This window comes from Vagococcus martis (genome assembly GCF_002026305.1).
In the GTDB taxonomy this organism is placed as follows: Bacteria; Bacillota; Bacilli; order Lactobacillales; family Vagococcaceae; genus Vagococcus; species Vagococcus martis.
In genome coordinates this window covers 1-21676 of the sequence record NZ_MVAB01000003.1, presented here as the reverse complement: position 1 = coordinate 21676, position 21676 = coordinate 1, and the positions used below count along the sequence as shown (strand labels likewise).

Annotated in this window: 5 protein-coding genes and 5 pseudogenes; all 10 read left to right on the top strand. The window is 29.4% G+C overall.

The annotated features are described in order from the left end of the window. Positions 1-1451 precede the first annotated feature (1451 nt). Positions 1452-1607: a hypothetical protein gene (locus tag BW731_RS12685; RefSeq protein WP_158080224.1), complete on the top strand. Its 156-nt coding sequence runs from the start codon at positions 1452-1454 to the stop codon at positions 1605-1607. Between the two features lie 1306 nt (positions 1608-2913). Then, a pseudogene (locus BW731_RS12315) lies at positions 2914-3844 on the top strand (replication initiation protein). 1320 nt (positions 3845-5164) lie between these two features. Continuing rightward, positions 5165-5407: a hypothetical protein gene (locus tag BW731_RS12305; RefSeq protein WP_079348707.1), complete on the top strand. Its 243-nt coding sequence runs from the start codon at positions 5165-5167 to the stop codon at positions 5405-5407. Between the two features lie 1383 nt (positions 5408-6790). Next, a pseudogene (locus BW731_RS12945) lies at positions 6791-7186 on the top strand (replication initiation protein). A gap of 1790 nt (positions 7187-8976) precedes the next feature. After that, the gene (locus tag BW731_RS12280; RefSeq protein ID WP_079348697.1) at positions 8977-9450 is read left to right on the top strand and encodes a hypothetical protein; all 474 of its coding nucleotides are present in this window, start codon (positions 8977-8979) and stop codon (positions 9448-9450) included. A gap of 1040 nt (positions 9451-10490) precedes the next feature. Next, positions 10491-11421: pseudogene (locus BW731_RS12275) on the top strand (replication initiation protein). Between the two features lie 1320 nt (positions 11422-12741). Beyond that, positions 12742-13215, top strand: coding sequence for a hypothetical protein (locus tag BW731_RS12265; RefSeq protein WP_079348697.1), 474 nt, complete (start codon positions 12742-12744; stop codon positions 13213-13215). 1069 nt (positions 13216-14284) lie between these two features. Beyond that, positions 14285-15214 (top strand): annotated as a pseudogene (locus BW731_RS12260) (replication initiation protein); the annotation flags it as partial. Positions 15215-16526: 1312 nt separating this feature from the next. Further along, the gene (locus BW731_RS12255; RefSeq protein WP_079348697.1) at positions 16527-17000 is read left to right on the top strand and encodes a hypothetical protein; all 474 of its coding nucleotides are present in this window, start codon (positions 16527-16529) and stop codon (positions 16998-17000) included. Positions 17001-18068: 1068 nt separating this feature from the next. Continuing rightward, positions 18069-18998: pseudogene (locus BW731_RS12250) on the top strand (replication initiation protein). Positions 18999-21676 lie beyond the last annotated feature (2678 nt).

Genomic DNA, 21676 nt, shown 5'->3' with positions numbered 1-21676 from the left:
GAAAACAAGAGGTATTAAAATACTCTTCAAAAAGGATTTGATTAACTCAAAAAAGAACTCACTGTTAGAGGCTCTTTTTTTTAAGTTAATTTATTCGTTCTTAGGATGTTTTAAAAAGGGATGCAAGGGAAAAAGACTTTTTCCCTGCCAAGTAGTCTATTGTGTACACAATATAACCTACTTGCTGCTATCCTATAAGGCTATTAGTTTGCATACAGAATATAGTCTTTAGATTAGACTACGGGGAAAAGAAAAGGAATCAATCCTTTTCTTTTTTCATCCGATCAGGCAAATCGATTATCGGATAGTTAAACGACACTCAATATCATTGAGTGTTCTTGTCGCCAGACAGAAAAAGAATAACAGGTGACTCCATTTTCTTTCGTCACCTTTCACAAATTCAAACAAAAAAAGAAGCCCTATTTTCAAGCTTCTTTTTTCATTTTTAGGTAGACCAGTTGAGATTCACAAAGTGGGTGTCTCGATGTGTTGGTAGATGTGTAACTTCTTTAAAGCGAGATTATGTTAAGCAATCAATTAAATAACTAATTTTTGCATTTACATTTTGCCAAAGTTAATTAGCATCACAGGTATATTACTTGTACACATTTATTATATTTTTTTACTTTTGATTATTCTGTAATATAAAAAATAGTACGAAAAATACACACGTATAGCTATAGAACCAACTAATTCTCCAATTAATTCTCCAAAATTATTTGGGGATTAAAAAATCTAAAAATAATTGATACAAATTTAGGAAATATTAATTAATGTAATTAATGTGCCTAAAATAAAAAATAACCATTTTAAAAATCGCAACAATAACTAACGTCCTTTCTATTTTATTTTGATATATAAACAATACATTGAATGTATTAATAATACTAGTTTTTATTATAATAAAACTAGTATTATTAATACTGCTGACCTATCATTATGATAACTTTAAAAAGACTACAAATTGCAATAAGAGTAACACTAAAGCTATTCCCGCCACGTGCAGTACGCGTGTTTTTTCCAATCGACTTCGTGCAAATTAACTAAAATCATTCATTAAATCTACAAAGAATTTATAATTCCTCTTGATATAATTTAGGAGTAATTTTAATTAACTTGTGAGTGAATGAGGTGTTTTAACTTAGTGAGATTTTACAATTGTTCATTTTTTTATGTTGAGGTGTAGGTTCGATACATAATTCATTAAACAACTTATGTAATGATTCTGGAAAAATGTCACAGCATAATTAATAAATTTTACACTAATCACAAGCTATGTTGATTAGTGGTAAAAATTTTCTTTTTATTGATTTAGTGAAATGGAAAGGTGATATTTAATAATTAGTAGAAAGTGAGTTTATTATGTATGAACATTCATATAGCAGGTTATTCTATTTCTTCCAATTATAAAAAGACAAAATTATTTTATTCAAAAGGAGCTTATATTACTAATGCCTGTAAATGTAATTATTGTAAAAAACTATTGTTTGGCATGTGATTACTTAGACTTATCTACTAAGATATTATTTAGGTCTTTTGGTATTAATCCTAAAAAGAAGCTGAGGTTTGGCACTTATTTGAAGATGATGATGGCTTCACCATTATAGTGTCTTCTATCATTTTTCAGGAAAAATAATTAATGGACCTCCATTTTGGATAGAGCATAGTAAAGAAGTTTCCACTCCAAATTTTGTTAAATTTAATAATATAGGAATTGGATTTACTGAAAGCATATCCATTTCACCCAGGTCACTAGCTGAACCTATTGTACAATTAGAAATTGAACTGAGCATGCCTTGGCTATTAAAAAAATTACCCTTAGAAGAAAATACAAAGTAAAACGATCATTTAAAATTAAGTTTCAAGTATGGCATTATTAGCTTTTGCCTAATACGATTTATAACGTTGGTTATTTAAAAAACTATAATTAGAATATTAAGTATATTTGTTCCAAGAACTATTATAATTGGATAAATATTTTATTTATATATCCTAAAAATGAAAGGATAACTAGATGTAATTTGATTTATGTTAACTTTTTGATTTATCTTTGTAAATCATGAATATAATAAGAGTGCGAAAACAAGATGAATTGCTAGTATGTCTAGCACAAAAGCCACTACCTGTGATGAGGTAGTGGCTTTTTTTTGTCGCTAGTGCGAAGTTCTAGCGTGTGGGTTTGTTGGCACTCATGCCTTTAATCATCATCTTCATCGTCAAACCAACGATTTAATAACTTTGTAGTTATAACTGTAATTACTGTAGTAAAAAACAGTCGTGATGAATAACAAGATGAATTGTTTTAACATATGTCTAGCCCCCCTTTCAAATAGAAAATGGGCTAAGTGCCATTAATAAATATAGCATAATCTTTAGATAATTACTTTAGGGTTGTTAGGGTTTACCCTGACCGTCTGAAAGACGCTTTATTTATTAAACTAAGAGTTTTATCTAGATGAGCTTAAACAGTTCTTTTTTTGCATTTTAATACTATTGAATTATTTCCTTAGAGAAATGTTTTTAGGTTTTAGCAAAGGAGCGTGTAGCGACTGCGTGAGTGGAATGTGAGAGTGGTTTTCTCTCACTCATTTTTTATTTTTTTTCATGTTACGCATAGATCAATTTTAATAAAAAGAGTGGGTTTTTAGGTGGGAAAATAGTCGACCTTTTTTATAATCTTTTTTAAAACCTCTTTTAAACCTCTTTTAGACACCAGTTGAGCATTAGAGCCCCAAGGGATACAGAGATGTTTGCATGGAGTTTTGTCTGTTTATGTATGGAGTTTTGTCTGTTTATGTATGGAGTTTTGTCTGTTTATGTATGGAGTTTTGTCTGTTTGTATGGAGTTTATATATGGATTATTTGTATGGACTATATTATGATATTACATATAAATAGTTAGGATGTGATATTTTGACCAATGAATTAGTAAAATACCATACAGAATTAAATACTATTCCTTTAAGAAAATTCTCTGCTGTAGAGATGAATCTATTTTTTTCTATCGTTTCCAGGATGAGAGAAAAGGGTGAGAAAAAAGTTGCTTTTTCTTTTGATCAATTAAAAGATTTGAGTAATTATAAAGCAACCGCAAATAATCGCTTTATTGATGATTTAGAGAGTACTTATGACAAGTTAATGGATTTACGATTTGGACGCAGAAGTTCCGATGGACTAGAACGAGAACGTTTTGTTATGTTCAATGAATTTAAAATAAATGGCAAAGTAGATACTCCTTATGCAGAAATTCAAATTCACGAAAAAAGCTATTCCGTTACTAAATAATTTAGATGAGTGGGTTAGATACTCTTTAAGACAATTTACCGATTTACAAAGTAGTTATTCTAAAACTATGTTTCGATTACTAAAACAATTTAGAACTACTGGCTATGCTTATTTCTCAAAAGAAGACTTTTTTGAATTATTAGATGTCCCAAAAAGTTATCAAAAAAAATTTAGGAGAAATCGATAGAACAGTCCTAAAACCAATAAAAGAAGAACTAACACCTCTTTTTTAGAGGTTTAACCATCAAAAAGAAATACGGAAAGGGACGAGGTAAGCCAGTCATTGGTTATCAATTTTCTTTTAAAGCTGAAGCAAAAAAATGCGGATGATTTTTCTAAGGGACAACAAGAAGATTTACGCATTAAGCTATTTAACATTGAACACAATGGTGACCTTTCCCAAAAGAAAAATGGGTCGCTAAAGATAAAGTTTTAGGCTTAAAAATTGGCACTCATGAGGCAGACTTTTTGGCACAGAAACAAAAAAGAAACAAAACAAGTTGAAGAAGATCATTGGAAACAAGAGGTATTAAATACTCTTCAAAAAGGATTTGATTAACTCAAAAAAGAACTCACTGTTAGAGGCTCTTTTTTTTAAGTTAATTTATTCGTTCTTAGGATGTTTTAAAAGGGATGCAAGGGAAAAAGACTTTTTCCCTGCCAAGTAGTCTATTGTGTACACAATATAACCTACTTGCTGCTATCCTATAAGGCTATTAGTTTGCATACAGAATATAGTCTTTAGATTAGACTACGGGGAAAAGAAAAGGAATCAATCCCTTTTCTTTTTTCATCCGATCAGGCAAATCGATTATCGGATAGTTAAACGACACTCAATATCATTGAGTGTTCTTGTCGCCAGACAGAAAAAGAATAACAGGTGACTCCATTTTCTTTCGTCACCTTTCACAAATTCAACAAAAAAAGAAGCCCTATTTTCAAGGCTTCTTTTTTCATTTTTAGGTAGACCAGTTGAGATTCACAAAGTGGGTGTCTCGATGTGTTGGTAGATGTGTAACTTCTTTAAAGCGAGATTATGTTAAGCAATCAATTAAATAACTAATTTTTGCATTTACATTTTGCCAAAGTTAATTAGCATCACAGGTATATTACTTGTACACATTTATTATATTTTTTACTTTTGATTATTCTGTAATATAAAAAATAGTACGAAAAATACACACGGTATAGCTATAGAACCAACTAATTCTCCAATTAATTCTCCAAAATTATTTTGGGGATTAAAAAATCTAAAAATAATTGATACAAATTTAGGAATATTAATTAATGTAATTAATGTGCCTAAAATAAAAAATAACCATTTTAAAAAATCGCACAATAACTAACGTCCTTTCTATTTTATTTTGATATATAAACAATACATTGAATGTATTAATAATACTAGTTTTATTATAATAAAACTAGTATTATTAATACTGCTGACCTATCATTATGATAACTTTAAAAGACTACAAATTGCAATAAGAGTAACACTAAAGCTATTCCCCGCCACGTGCAGTACGCGTGTTTTTTCCAATCGACTTCGTGCAAATTAACTAAAATCATTCATTAAATCTACAAAGAATTTATAATTCCTCTTGATATAATTTAGGAGTAATTTTAATTAACTTGTGAGTGAATGAGGTGTTTTAACTTAGTGAGATTTTTACAATTGTTCATTTTTTTATGTTGAGGTGTAGGTTCGATACATAATTCATTAAACAACTTATGTAATGATTCTGGAAAATGTCACAGCATAATTAATAAATTTTACACTAATCACAAGCTATGTTGATTAGTGGTAAAAAATTTTCTTTTATTGATTTAGTGAAATGGAAAGGTGATATTTAATAATTAGTAGAAAGTGAGTTTATTATGTATGAACATTCATATAGCAGGTTATTCTATTTCTTCCAATTATAAAAAGACAAAATTATTTTATTCAAAAGGAGCTTATATTACTAATGCCTGTAAATGTAATTATTGTAAAAACTATTGTTTGGCATGTGATTACTTAGACTTATCTACTAAGATATTATTTAGGTCTTTTGGTATTAATCCTAAAAAAGAAGCTGAGGTTTGGCACTTATTTGAAGATGATGATTGGCTTTCACCATTATAAGTGTCTTCTATCATTTTTCAGGAAAAATAATTAATGGACCTCCATTTTGGATAGAGCATAGTAAAGAAGTTTCCACTCCAAATTTTGTTAAATTTAATAATATAGGAATTGGATTTACTGAAAGCATATCCATTTCAACCCAGGTCACTAGCTGAACCTATTGTACAATTAGAAATTGAACTGAGCATGCCTTGGCTATTAAAAAAATTACCCTTAGAAGAAAATACAAAAGTAAAAACGATCATTTAAAATTAAGTTTCAAGTATGGCATTATTAGCTTTTGCCTAATACGATTTATAACGTTGGTTATTTAAAAAACTATAATTAGAATATTAAGTATATTTGTTCCAAGAACTATTATAATTGGATAAATATTTTATTTATATATCCTAAAAATGAAAGGATAACTAGATGTAATTTGATTTATGTTAACTTTTTGATTTATCTTTGTAAAATCATGATATAAATAAGAGTGCGAAAACAAGATGAATTGCTAGTATGTCTAGCACAAAAGCACTACCTGTGATGAGGTAGTGGCTTTTTTTGTCGCTAGTGCGAAGTTCTAGCGTGTGGGTTTGTTGGCACTCATGCCTTTAATCATCATCTTCATCGTCAAACCAACGATTTAATAACTTTGTAGTTATAACTGTAATTACTGTAGTAAAAACAGTCGTGATGAATAACAAGATGAATTGTTTTAACATATGTCTAGCCCCCCTTTCAAATAGAAAATGGGCTAAGTGCCATTAATAAATATAGCATAATCTTTAGATAATTACTTTAGGGTTGTTAGGGTTTACCCTGACCGTCTGAAAGACGCTTTATTTATTAAACTAAGAGTTTTATCTAGATGAGCTTAAACAGTTCTTTTTTTTGCATTTTAATACTATTGAATTATTTCCTTAGAGAAATGTTTTAGGTTTTAGCAAAGGAGCGTGTAGCGACTGCGTGAGTGGAATGTGAGAGTGGTTTTCTCTCACTCATTTTTTATTTTTTTTCATGTTACGCATAGATCAATTTAATAAAAAGAGTGGGTTTTTAGGTGGGAAAAATAGTCGACCTTTTTTATAATCTTTTTAAACTCTTTTAAACCATCTTTTAGACACCAGTTGAGCATTAGAGCCCCAAGGGATACAGAGATGTTTGCATGGAGTTTTGTCTGTTTATGTATGGAGTTTTTGTCTGTTTATGTATGGAGTTTTTGTCTGTTTATGTATGGAGTTTTGTCTGTTTGTATGGAGTTTATATATGGATTATTTGTATGGACTATATTATGATATTACATATAAAATAGTTAGGATGTGATATTTTGACCAATGAAATTAAGTAAAATACCATACAGAATTAAATACTATTCCTTTAAGAAAATTCTCTGCTGTAGAGATGAATCTATTTTTTTCTATCGTTTCCAGGATGAGAGAAAAGGGTGAGAAAAAAGTTGCTTTTTCTTTTGATCAATTAAAAGATTTGAAGTAATTATAAAGCAACCGCAAATAATCGCTTTATTGATGATTTAAGAGAGTACTTATGACAAGTTAATGGAATTTACGATTTGGACGCAGAAGTTCCGATGGACTAGAACGAGAACGTTTTGTTATGTTCAATGAATTTAAAATAAATGGCAAAGTAGATACTCCTTATGCAGAAATTCAAATTCACGAAAAAGCTATTCCGTTACTAAATAATTTAGATGAGTGGGTTAGATACTCTTTAAGACAATTTACCGATTTACAAAGTAGTTATTCTAAAACTATGTTTTCGATTACTAAAACAATTTAGAACTACTGGCTATGCTTATTTCTCAAAAGAAGACTTTTTTGAATTATTAGATGTCCAAAAAAGTTATCAAAAAAATTTAGGAGAAATCGATAGAAACAGTCCTAAAACCAATAAAAGAAGAACTAACACCTCTTTTTAGAGGTTTAAACCATCAAAAAGAAATACGGAAAGGGACGAGGTTAAGCCAGTCATTGGTTATCAATTTTCTTTTAAAGCTGAAGCAAAAAATGCGGATGATTTTTCTAAGGGACAACAAGAAGATTTACGCATTAAGCTATTTAACATTGAACACAATGGTGACCTTTCCCAAAAAGAAAAATGGGTCGCTAAAGATAAAAGTTTTAGGCTTAAAAATTGGCACTCATGAGGCAGACTTTTTGGCACAGAAACAAAAAGAAACAAAACAAGTTGAAGAAGATCATTGGAAACAAGAGGTATTAAATACTCTTCAAAAAGGATTTGATTAACTCAAAAAAGAACTCACTGTTAGAGGCTCTTTTTTTTAAGTTAATTTATTCGTTCTTAGGATGTTTTAAAAGGGATGCAAGGGAAAAAGAAACTTTTTCCCTGCCAAGTAGTCTATTGTGTACACAATATAACCTACTTGCTGCTATCCTATAAGGCTATTAGTTTGCATACAGAATATAGTCTTTAGATTAGACTACGGGGAAAAGAAAAGGAATCAATCCCTTTTCTTTTTTCATCCGATCAGGCAAATCGATTATCGGATAGTTAAACGACACTCAATATCATTGAGTGTTCTTGTCGCCAGACAGAAAAAGAATAACAGGTGACTCCATTTTCTTTCGTCACCTTTCACAAATTCAACAAAAAAAGAAGCCCTATTTTCAAGGCTTCTTTTTTCATTTTTAGGTAGACCAGTTGAGATTCACAAAGTGGGTGTCTCGATGTGTTGGTAGATGTGTAACTTCTTTAAAGCGAGATTATGTTAAGCAATCAATTAAATAACTAATTTTTGCATTTACATTTTGCCAAAGTTAATTAGCATCACAGGTATATTACTTGTACACATTTATTATATTTTTTACTTTTGATTATTCTGTAATATAAAAAATAGTACGAAAAATACACACGGTATAGCTATAGAACCAACTAATTCTCCAATTAATTCTCCAAAATTATTTTGGGGATTAAAAAATCTAAAAATAATTGATACAAATTTAGGAATATTAATTAATGTAATTAATGTGCCTAAAATAAAAAAATAACCATTTTAAAAATCGCACAATAACTAACGTCCTTTCTATTTTATTTTGATATATAAACAATACATTGAATGTATTAATAATACTAGTTTTATTATAATAAAACTAGTATTATTAATACTGCTGACCTATCATTATGATAACTTTAAAAAGACTACAAATTGCAATAAGAGTAACACTAAAGCTATTCCCGCCACGTGCAGTACGCGTGTTTTTTTCCAATCGACTTCGTGCAAATTAACTAAAATCATTCATTAAATCTACAAAGAATTTATAATTCCTCTTGATATAATTTAGGAGTAATTTTAATTAACTTGTGAGTGAATGAGGTGTTTTAACTTAGTGAGATTTTACAATTGTTCATTTTTTTATGTTGAGGTGTAGGTTCGATACATAATTCATTAAACAACTTATGTAATGATTCTGGAAAAATGTCACAGCATAATTAATAAATTTTACACTAATCACAAGCTATGTTGATTAGTGGTAAAAAATTTTCTTTTATTGATTTAGTGAAATGGAAAGGTGATATTTAATAATTAGTAGAAAGTGAGTTTATTATGTATGAACATTCATATAGCAGGTTATTCTATTTCTTCCAATTATAAAAAGACAAAATTATTTTATTCAAAAGGAGCTTATATTACTAATGCCTGTAAATGTAATTATTGTAAAAACTATTGTTTGGCATGTGATTACTTAGACTTATCTACTAAGATATTATTTAGGTCTTTTGGTATTAATCCTAAAAAAGAAGCTGAGGTTTGGCACTTATTTGAAGATGATGATGGCTTTCACCATTATAGTGTCTTCTATCATTTTTCAGGAAAAATAATTAATGGACCTCCATTTTGGATAGAGCATAGTAAAGAAGTTTCCACTCCAAATTTTGTTAAATTTAATAATATAGGAATTGGATTTACTGAAAGCATATCCATTTCACCCAGGTCACTAGCTGAACCTATTGTACAATTAGAAATTGAACTGAGCATGCCTTGGCTATTAAAAAAATTACCCTTAGAAGAAAATACAAAGTAAAACGATCATTTAAAATTAAGTTTCAAGTATGGCATTATTAGCTTTTGCCTAATACGATTTATAACGTTGGTTATATTTAAAAACTATAATTAGAATATTAAGTATATTTGTTCCAAGAACTATTATAATTGGATAAATATTTTATTTATATATCCTAAAAATGAAAGGATAACTAGATGTAATTTGATTTATGTTAACTTTTTGATTTATCTTTGTAAATCATGATATAATAAGAGTGCGAAAACAAGATGAATTGCTAGTATGTCTAGCACAAAAGCCACTACCTGTGATGAGGTAGTGGCTTTTTTTGTCGCTAGTGCGAAGTTCTAGCGTGTGGGTTTGTTGGCACTCATGCCTTTAATCATCATCTTCATCGTCAAACCAACGATTTAATAACTTTGTAGTTATAACTGTAATTACTGTAAGTAAAAAACAGTCGTGATGAATAACAAGATGAATTGTTTAACATATGTCTAGCCCCCCTTTCAAATAGAAAATGGGCTAGTGCCATTAATAATATAGCATAATCTTTAGATAATTACTTTAGGGTTGTTAGGGTTTACCCTGACCGTCTGAAAGACGCTTATTTATTAAACTAAGAGTTTTATCTAGATGAGCTTAAACAGTTCTTTTTTTGCATTTAATACTATTGAATTATTTCCTTAGAGAAATGTTTTAGTTTTAGCAAAGGAGCGTGTAGCGACTGCGTGAGTGGAAGAGTGGTTTTCTCTCACTCATTTTTTTTTTTTTTTCATGCATTTTAAAAAGAGTTTTTAGGTGGGAAAAATAGTCGACCTTTTTTATAATCTTTTTAAACCTCTTTTAAACCTCTTTTAGACACCAGTTGAGCATTAGAGCCCCAAGGGATACAGAGATGTTTGCATGGAGTTTTGTCTGTTTATGTATGGAGTTTTGTCTGTTTATGTATGGAGTTTTGTCTGTTTATGTATGGAGTTTGTCTGTTTGTATGGAGTTTATATATGGATTATTTGTATGGACTATATTATGATATTACATATAAATAGTTAGGATGTGATATTTTGACCAATGAATTAGTAAAATACCATACAGAATTAAATACTATTCCTTTAAGAAAATTCTCTGCTGTAGAGATGAATCTATTTTTTTCTATCGTTTCCAGGATGAGAGAAAAGGGTGAGAAAAAAAGTGCTTTTTCTTTTTGATCAATTAAAAAGATTTGAGTAATTATAAAGCAACCGCAAATAATCGCTTTATTGATGATTTAGAGAGTACTTATGACAAGTTAATGGATTTACGATTTGGACGCAGAAGTTCCGATGGACTAGAACGAGAACGTTTTTGTTATGTTCAATGAATTTAAAATAAATGGCAAAGTAGATACTCCTTATGCAGAAATTCAAATTCACGAAAAAGCTATTCCGTTACTAAATAATTTAGATGAGTGGGTTAGATACTCTTTAAGACAATTTACCGATTTACAAAGTAGTTATTCTAAAACTATGTTTCGATTACTAAAACAATTTAGAACTACTGGCTATGCTTATTTCTCAAAAGAAGACTTTTTTGAATTATTAGATGTCCCAAAAAGTTATCAAAAAAATTTAGGAGAAATCGATAGAACAGTCCTAAAACCAATAAAAGAAGAACTAAACACCTCTTTTAGAGGTTTAACCATCAAAAAGAAATACGGAAAGGGACGAGGTAAGCCAGTCATTGGTTATCAATTTTCTTTTAAAGCTGAAGCAAAAAAATGCGGATGATTTTTCTAAGGGACAACAAGAAGATTTACGCATTAAGCTATTTAACATTGAACACAATGGTGACCTTTCCCAAAAAGAAAAATGGGTCGCTAAAGATAAAGTTTTAGGCTTAAAAATTGGCACTCATGAGGCAGACTTTTTGGCACAGAAAACAAAAGAAACAAAACAAGTTGAAGAAGATCATTGGAAACAAGAGGTATTAAATACTCTTCAAAAAGGATTTGATTAACTCAAAAAAGAACTCACTGTTAGAGGCTCTTTTTTTTAAGTTAATTTATTCGTTCTTAGGATGTTTTAAAAGGGATGCAAGGGAAAAAGACTTTTTTCCCTGCCAAGTAGTCTATTGTGTACACAATATAACCTACTTGCTGCTATCCTATAAGGCTATTAGTTTGCATACAGAATATAGTCTTTAGATTAGACTACGGGGAAAAGAAAAGGAATCAATCCCTTTTCTTTTTTCATCCGATCAGGCAAATCGATTATCGGATAGTTAAACGACACTCAATATCATTGAGTGTTCTGTCGCCAGACAGAAAAAGAATAACAGGTGACTCCATTTTCTTTCGTCACCTTTCACAAATTCAACAAAAAAAGAAGCCCTATTTTCAAGGCTTCTTTTTTTCATTTTTAGGTAGACCAGTTGAGATTCACAAAGTGGGTGTCTCGATGTGTTGGTAGATGTGTAACTTCTTTAAAGCGAGATTATGTTAAGCAATCAATTAAATAACTAATTTTTGCATTTACATTTTGCCAAAGTTAATTAGCATCACAGGTATATTACTTGTACACATTTATTATATTTTTTACTTTTGATTATTCTGTAATATAAAAAATAGTACGAAAAATACACACGGTATAGCTATAGAACCAACTAATTCTCCAATTAATTCTCCAAAATTATTTTGGGGATTAAAAAATCTAAAAATAATTGATACAAATTTAGGAATATTAATTAATGTAATTAATGTGCCTAAAATAAAAAATAACCATTTTAAAAATCGCACAATAACTAACGTCCTTTCTATTTTATTTTGATATATAAACAATACATTGAATGTATTAATAATACTAGTTTTATTATAATAAAACTAGTATTATTAATACTGCTGACCTATCATTATGATAACTTTAAAAAGACTACAAATTGCAATAAGAGTAACACTAAAGCTATTCCCGCCACGTGCAGTACGCGTGTTTTTTCCAATCGACTTCGTGCAAATTAACTAAAATCATTCATTAAATCTACAAAGAATTTATAATTCCTCTTGATATAATTTAGGAGTAATTTTAATTAACTTGTGAGTGAATGAGGTGTTTTAACTTAGTGAGATTTTACAATTGTTCATTTTTTTATGTTGAGGTGTAGGTTCGATACATAATTCATTAAACAACTTATGTAATGATTCTGGAAAAATGTCACAGCATAATTAATAAATTTTACACTAATCACAAGCTATGTTGATTAGTGGTAAAAAATTTTCTTTTATTGATTTAGTGAAATGGAAAGGTGATATTTAATAATTAGTAGAAAGTGAGTTTATTATGTATGAACATTCATATAGCAGGTTATTCTATTTCTTCCAATTATAAAAAGACAAAATTATTTTATTCAAAAGGAGCTTATATTACTAATGCCTGTAAATGTAATTATTGTAAAAACTATTGTTTGGCATGTGATTACTTAGACTTATCTACTAAGATATTATTTAGGTCTTTTGGTATTAATCCTAAAAAAGAAGCTGAGGTTTGGCACTTATTTGAAGATGATGATGGCTTTCACCATTATAGTGTCTTCTATCATTTTTCAGGAAAAATAATTAATGGACCTCCATTTTGGATAGAGCATAGTAAAGAAGTTTCCACTCCAAATTTTGTTAAATTTAATAATATAGGAATTGGATTTACTGAAAGCATATCCATTTCACCCAGGTCACTAGCTGAACCTATTGTACAATTAGAAATTGAACTGAGCATGCCTTGGCTATTAAAAAAATTACCCTTAGAAGAAAATACAAAGTAAAACGATCATTTAAAATTAAGTTTCAAGTATGGCATTATTAGCTTTTGCCTAATACGATTTATAACGTTGGTTATTTAAAAAACTATAATTAGAATATTAAGTATATTTGTTCCAAGAACTATTATAATTGGATAAATATTTTATTTATATATCCTAAAAATGAAAGGATAACTAGATGTAATTTGATTTATGTTAACTTTTTGATTTATCTTTGTAAATCATGATATAATAAGAGTGCGAAAACAAGATGAATTGCTAGTATGTCTAGCACAAAAGCCACTACCTGTGATGAGGTAGTGGCTTTTTTTGTCGCTAGTGCGAAGTTCTAGCGTGTGGGTTTGTTGGCACTCATGCCTTTAATCATCATCTTCATCGTCAAACCAACGATTTAATAACTTTGTAGTTATAACTGTAATTACTGTAGTAAAAACAGTCGTGATGAATAACAAGATGAATTGTTTTAACATATGTCTAGCCCCCCTTTCAAATAGAAAATGGGCTAAGTGCCATTAATAAATATAGCATAATCTTTAGATAATTACTTTAGGGTTGTTAGGGTTTACCCTGACCGTCTGAAAGACGCTTTATTTATTAAACTAAGAGTTTTATCTAGATGAGCTTAAACAGTTCTTTTTTTGCATTTTAATACTATTGAATTATTTCCTTAGAGAAATGTTTTAGGTTTTAGCAAAGGAGCGTGTAGCGACTGCGTGAGTGGAATGTGAGAGTGGTTTTCTCTCACTCATTTTTTATTTTTTTTCATGTTACGCATAGATCAATTTAATAAAAAGAGTGGGTTTTTAGGTGGGAAAAATAGTCGACCTTTTTTATAATCTTTTTTAAACCTCTTTTAAACCTCTTTTAGACACCAGTTGAGCATTAGAGCCCCAAGGGATACAGAGATGTTTGCATGGAGTTTTGTCTGTTTATGTATGGAGTTTTGTCTGTTTATGTATGGAGTTTTGTCTGTTTATGTATGGAGTTTTGTCTGTTTGTATGGAGTTTATATATGGATTATTTGTATGGACTATATTATGATATTACATATAAATAGTTAGGATGTGATATTTTGACCAATGAATTAGTAAAATACCATACAGAATTAAATACTATTCCTTTAAGAAAATTCTCTGCTGTAGAGATGAATCTATTTTTTTCTATCGTTTCCAGGATGAGAGAAAAGGGTGAGAAAAAAGTTGCTTTTTCTTTTGATCAATTAAAAGATTTGAGTAATTATAAAGCAACCGCAAATAATCGCTTTATTGATGATTTAGAGAGTACTTATGACAAGTTAATGGATTTACGATTTGGACGCAGAAGTTCCGATGGACTAGAACGAGAACGTTTTGTTATGTTCAATGAATTTAAAATAAATGGCAAAGTAGATACTCCTTATGCAGAAATTCAAATTCACGAAAAAGCTATTCCGTTACTAAATAATTTAGATGAGTGGGTTAGATACTCTTTAAGACAATTTACCGATTTACAAAGTAGTTATTCTAAAACTATGTTTCGATTACTAAAACAATTTAGAACTACTGGCTATGCTTATTTCTCAAAAGAAGACTTTTTTGAATTATTAGATGTCCCAAAAAGTTATCAAAAAAATTTAGGAGAAATCGATAGAACAGTCCTAAAACCAATAAAAGAAGAACTAACACCTCTTTTTAGAGGTTTAACCATCAAAAAGAAATACGGAAAGGGACGAGGTAAGCCAGTCATTGGTTATCAATTTTCTTTTAAAGCTGAAGCAAAAAATGCGGATGATTTTTCTAAGGGACAACAAGAAGATTTACGCATTAAGCTATTTAACATTGAACACAATGGTGACCTTTCCCAAAAAGAAAAATGGGTCGCTAAAGATAAAGTTTTAGGCTTAAAAATTGGCACTCATGAGGCAGACTTTTTGGCACAGAAACAAAAAGAAACAAAACAAGTTGAAGAAGATCATTGGAAACAAGAGGTATTAAATACTCTTCAAAAGGATTTGATTAACTCAAAAAAGAACTCACTGTTAGAGGCTCTTTTTTTTAAGTTAATTTATTCGTTCTTAGGATGTTTTAAAAAGGGATGCAAGGGAAAAAGACTTTTTTCCCTGCCAAGTAGTCTATTGTGTACACAATATAACCTACTTGCTGCTATCCTATAAGGCTATTAGTTTGCATAGAATATAGTCTTTAGATTAGACTACGGGGAAAAGAAAAGGAATCAATCCCTTTTCTTTTTTCATCCGATCAGGCAAATCGATTATCGGATAGTTAAACGACACTCAATATCATTGAGTGTTCTTGTCGCCAGACAGAAAAAGAATAACAGGTGACTCCATTTTCTTTCGTCACCTTTCACAAATTCAACAAAAAAAGAAGCCCTATTTTCAAGGCTTCTTTTTTCATTTTTAGGTAGACCAGTTGAGATTCACAAAGTGGGTGTCTCGATGTGTTGGTAGATGTGTAACTTCTTTAAAGCGAGATTATGTTAAGCAATCAATTAAATAACTAATTTTTGCATTTACATTTTGCCAAAGTTAATTAGCATCACAGGTATATTACTTGTACACATTTATTATATTTTTTACTTTTGATTATTCTGTAATATAAAAAATAGTACGAAAATACACACGGTATAGCTATAGAACCAACTAATTCTCCAATTAATTCTCTCCAAAATTATTTTGGGGATTAAAAAATCTAAAAATAATTGATACAAATTTAGGAATATTAATTAATGTAATTAATGTGCCTAAAATAAAAAATAACCATTTTAAAAATCGCACAATAACTAACGTCCTTTCTATTTTATTTTGATATATAAACAAACATTGAATGTATTAATAATACTAGTTTTATTATAATAAAACTAGTATTATTAATACTGCTGACCTATCATTATGATAACTTTAAAAAGACTACAAATTGCAAAAGAGTAACACAAAGCTATTCCCGCCACGTGCAGTACGCGTGTTTTTTCCAATCGACTTCGTGCAAATTAACTAAATCATTCATTAAATCTACAAAGAATTTATAATTCCTCTTGATATAATTTAGGAGTAATTTTAATTAACTTGTGAGTGAATGAGGTGTTTTAACTTAGTGAGATTTTACAATTGTTCATTTTTTTATGTTGAGGTGTAGGTTCGATACATAATTCATTAAACAACTTATGTAATGATTCTGGAAAAATGTCACAGCATAATTAATAAATTTTACACTAATCACAAGCTATGTTGATTAGTGGTAAAAAATTTTCTTTTATTGATTTAGTGAAATGGAAAGGTGATATTTAATAATTAGTAGAAAGTGAGTTTATTATGTATGAACATTCATATAGCAGGTTATTCTATTTCTTCCAATTATAAAAAGACAAAATTATTTTATTCAAAAGGAGCTTATATTACTAATGCCTGTAAATGTAATTATTGTAAAAACTATTGTTTGGCATGTGATTACTTAGACTTATCTACTAAGATATTATTTAGGTCTTTTGGTATTAATCCTAAAAAAGAAGCTGAGGTTTGGCACTTATTTGAAGATGATGATGGCTTTCACCATTATAGTGTCTTCTATCATTTTTCAGGAAAAATAATTAATGGACCTCCATTTTGGATAGAGCATAGTAAAGAAGTTTCCACTCCAAATTTTGTTAAATTTAATAATATAGGAATTGGATTTACTGAAAGCATATCCATTTCACCCAGGTCACTAGCTGAACCTATTGTACAATTAGAAATTGAACTGAGCATGCCTTGGCTATTAAAAAAATTACCCTTAGAAGAAAATACAAAGTAAAACGATCATTTAAAATTAAGTTTCAAGTATGGCATTATTAGCTTTTGCCTAATACGATTTATAACGTTGGTTATTTAAAAAACTATAATTAGAATATTAAGTATATTTGTTCCAAGAACTATTATAATTGGATAAATATTTTATTTATATATCCTAAAAATGAAAGGATAACTAGATGTAATTTGATTTATGTTAACTTTTTGATTTATCTTTGTAAATCATGATATAATAAGAGTGCGAAAACAAGATGAATTGCTAGTATGTCTAGCACAAAAGCCACTACCTGTGATGAGGTAGTGGCTTTTTTTTGTCGCTAGTGCGAAGTTCTAGCGTGTGGGTTTGTTGGCACTCATGCCTTTAATCATCATCTTCATCGTCAAACCAACGATTTAATAACTTTGTAGTTATAACTGTAATTACTGTAGTAAAAACAGTCGTGATGAATAACAAGATGAATTGTTTTAACATATGTCTAGCCCCCCTTTCAAATAGAAAATGGGCTAAGTGCCATTAATAAATATAGCATAATCTTTAGATAATTACTTTAGGGTTGTTAGGGTTTACCCTGACCGTCTGAAAGACGCTTTATTTATTAAACTAAGAGTTTTATCTAGATGAGCTTAAACAGTTCTTTTTTGCATTTTAATACTATTGAATTATTTCCTTAGAGAAATGTTTTAGGTTTTAGCAAAGGAGCGTGTAGCGACTGCGTGAGTGGAATGTGAGAGTGGTTTTCTCTCACTCATTTTTTATTTTTTTTCATGTTACGCATAGATCAATTTAATAAAAAGAGTGGGTTTTTAGGTGGGAAAAATAGTCGACCTTTTTTATAATCTTTTTTAAACCTCTTTTAAACCTCTTTTAGACACCAGTTGAGCATTAGAGCCCAAGGGATACAGAGATGTTTGCATGGAGTTTTGTCTGTTTATGTATGGAGTTTTGTCTGTTTATGTATGGAGTTTTGTCTGTTTATGTATGGAGTTTTGTCTGTTTGTATGGAGTTTATATATGGATTATTTGTATGGACTATATTATGATATTACATATAAATAGTTAGGATGTGATATTTTGACCAATGAATTAGTAAAAATACCATACAGAATTAAATACTATTCCTTTAAGAAAATTCTCTGCTGTAGAGATGAATCTATTTTTTTCTATCGTTTCCAGGATGAGAGAAAAGGGTGAGAAAAAAGTTGCTTTTTCTTTTGATCAATTAAAAGATTTGAGTAATTATAAAGCAACCGCAAATAATCGCTTTATTGATGATTTAGAGAGTACTTATGACAAGTTAATGGATTTACGATTTGGACGCAGAAGTTCCGATGGACTAGAACGAGAACGTTTTGTTATGTTTCAATGAATTTAAAATAAATGGCAAAGTAGATACTCCTTATGCAGAAATTCAAATTCACGAAAAAGCTATTCCGTTACTAAATAATTTAGATGAGTGGGTTAGATACTCTTTAAGACAATTTACCGATTTACAAAGTAGTTATTCTAAAACTATGTTTCGATTACTAAAACAATTTAGAACTACTGGCTATGCTTATTTCTCAAAAGAAGACTTTTTTGAATTATTAGATGTCCCAAAAAGTTATCAAAAAAAATTTAGGAGAAATCGATAGAACAGTCCTAAAACCAATAAAAGAAGAACTAACACCTCTTTTAGAGGTTTAACCATCAAAAAGAAATACGGAAAGGGACGAGGTAAGCCAGTCATTGGTTATCAATTTTCTTTTAAAGCTGAAGCAAAAAAATGCGGATGATTTTTCTAAGGGACAACAAGAAGATTTACGCATTAAGCTATTTAACATTGAACACAATGGTGACCTTTCCCAAAAAAGAAAAATGGGTCGCTAAAGATAAAGTTTTAGGCTTAAAAATTGGCACTCATGAGGCAGACTTTTTGGCACAGAAAAAAAAGAAACAAAACAAGTTGAAGAAGATCATTGGAAACAAGAGGTATTAAATACTCTTCAAAAAGGATTTGATTAACTCAAAAAGAACTCACTAGAGGCTCTTTTTTTTAAGTTAATTTATTCGTTCTTAGGATGTTTTAAAAGGGATGCAAGGGAAAAAGACTTTTTCCCTGCCAAGTAGTCTATTGTGTACACAATATAACCTACTTGCTGCTATCCTATAAGGCTATTAGTTTGCATACAGAATATAGTCTTTAGATTAGACTACGGGGAAAAGAAAAGGAATCAATCCCTTTTCTTTTTTCATCCGATCAGGCAAATCGATTATCGGATAGTTAAACGACACTCAATATCATTGAGTGTTCTTGTCGCCAGACAGAAAAAGAATAACAGGTGACTCCATTTTCTTTCGTCACCTTTCACAAATTCAACAAAAAAAGAAGCCCTATTTTCAAGGCTTCTTTTTTCATTTTTAGGTAGACCAGTTGAGATTCACAAAGTGGGTGTCTCGATGTGTTGGTAGATGTGTAACTTCTTTAAAGCGAGATTATGTTAAGCAATCAATTAAATAACTAATTTTTGCATTTACATTTGCCAAAGTTAATTAGCATCACAGGTATATTACTTGTACACATTTATTATATTTTTTACTTTTGATTATTCTGTAATATAAAAAATAGTACGAAAAATACACACGGTATAGCTATAGAACCAACTAATTCTCCAATTAATTCTCCAAAATTATTTTGGGGATTAAAAAATCTAAAAATAATTGATACAAAATTTAGGAATATTAATTAATGTAATTAATGTGCCTAAAATAAAAAATAACCATTTTAAAAATCGCACAATAACTAACGTCCTTTCTATTTTATTTTGATTGATATAAACAATACATTGAATGTATTAATAATACTAGTTTTATTATAATAAAACTAGTATTATTAATACTGCTGACCTATCATTATGATAACTTTAAAAAGACTACAAATTGCAATAAGAGTAACACTAAAGCTATTCCCGCCACGTGCAGTACGCGTGTTTTTTCCAATCGACTTCGTGCAAATTAACTAAAATCATTCATTAAATCTACAAAGAATTTATAATTCCTCTTGATATAATTTAGGAGTAATTTTAATTAACTTGTGAGTGAATGAGGTGTTTTAACTTAGTGAGATTTTACAATTGTTCATTTTTTTATGTTGAGGTGTAGGTTCGATACATAATTCATTAAACAACTTATGTAATGATTCTGGAAAAATGTCACAGCATAATTAATAAATTTTACACTAATCACAAGCTGTTGATTAGTGGTAAAAATTTTCTTTTATTGATTTAGTGAAATGGAAAGGTGATATTTAATAATTAGTAGAAAGTGAGTTTATTATGTATGAACATTCATATAGCAGGTTATTCTATTTCTTCCAATTATAAAAAGACAAAATATTTTATTCAAAAGGAGCTTATATTACTAATGCCTGTAAAATGTAATTATTGTAAAAACTATTGTTTGGCATGTGATTACTTAGACTTATCTACTAATATTATTTAGGTCTTTTGGTATTAATCCTAAAAAAGAAGCTGAGGTTTGGCACTTATTTGAAGATGATGATGGCTTTCACCATTATAGTGTCTTCTATCATTTTTCAGGAAAAATAATTAATGGACCTCCATTTTGGATAGAGCATAGTAAAGAAGTTTCCACTCCAAATTTTGTTAAATTTAATAATATAGGAATTGGATTTACTGAAAGCATATCCATTTCACCCAGGTCACTAGCTGAAACCTATTGTACAATTAGAAATTGAACTGAGCATGCCTTGGCTATTAAAAAAATTACCCTTAGAAGAAATACAAAGTAAAACGATCATTTAAAATTAAGTTTCAAGTATGGCATTATTAGCTTTTGCCTAATACGATTTATAACGTTGGTTATTTAAAAAACTATAATTAGAATATTAAGTATATTTGTTCCAAGAACTATTATAATTGGATAAATATTTTATTTATATATCCTAAAAATGAAAGGATAACTAGATGTAATTTGATTTATGTTAACTTTTTGATTTATCTTTGTAAATCATGATATAATAAGAGTGCGAAAACAAGATGAATTGCTAGTATGTCTAGCACAAAAGCCACTACCTGTGATGAGGTAGTGGCTTTTTTTGTCGCTAGTGCGAAGTTCTAGCGTGTGGGTTTGTTGGCACTCATGCCTTTAATCATCATCTTCATCGTCAAACCAACGATTTAATAACTTTGTAGTTATAACTGTAATTACTGTAGTAAAAACAGTCGTGATGAATAACAAGATGAATTGTTTTAACATATGTCTAGCCCCCCTTTCAAATAGAAATGGGCTAAGTGCATTAATAATATAGCATAATCTTTAGATAATTACTTTAGGGTTGTTAGGGTTTACCCTGACCGTCTGAAAGACGCTTTATTTATTAAACTAAGATTTTATCTAGATGAGCTTAAACAGTTCTTTTTTTGCATTTTAATACTATTGAATTATTTCCTTAGAGAAATGTTTTAGGTTTTAGCAAAGGAGCGTGTAGCGACTGCGTGAGTGGAATGTGAGAGTGGTTTTCTCTCACTCATTTTTTATTTTTTTCATGTTACGCATAGATCAATTTAAAAAAGAGTGGGTTTTTAGGTGGGAAAAATAGTCGACCTTTTTTATAATCTTTTTTAAACCTCTTTTAAACCTCTTTTAGACACCAGTTGAGCATTAGAGCCCCAAGGGATACA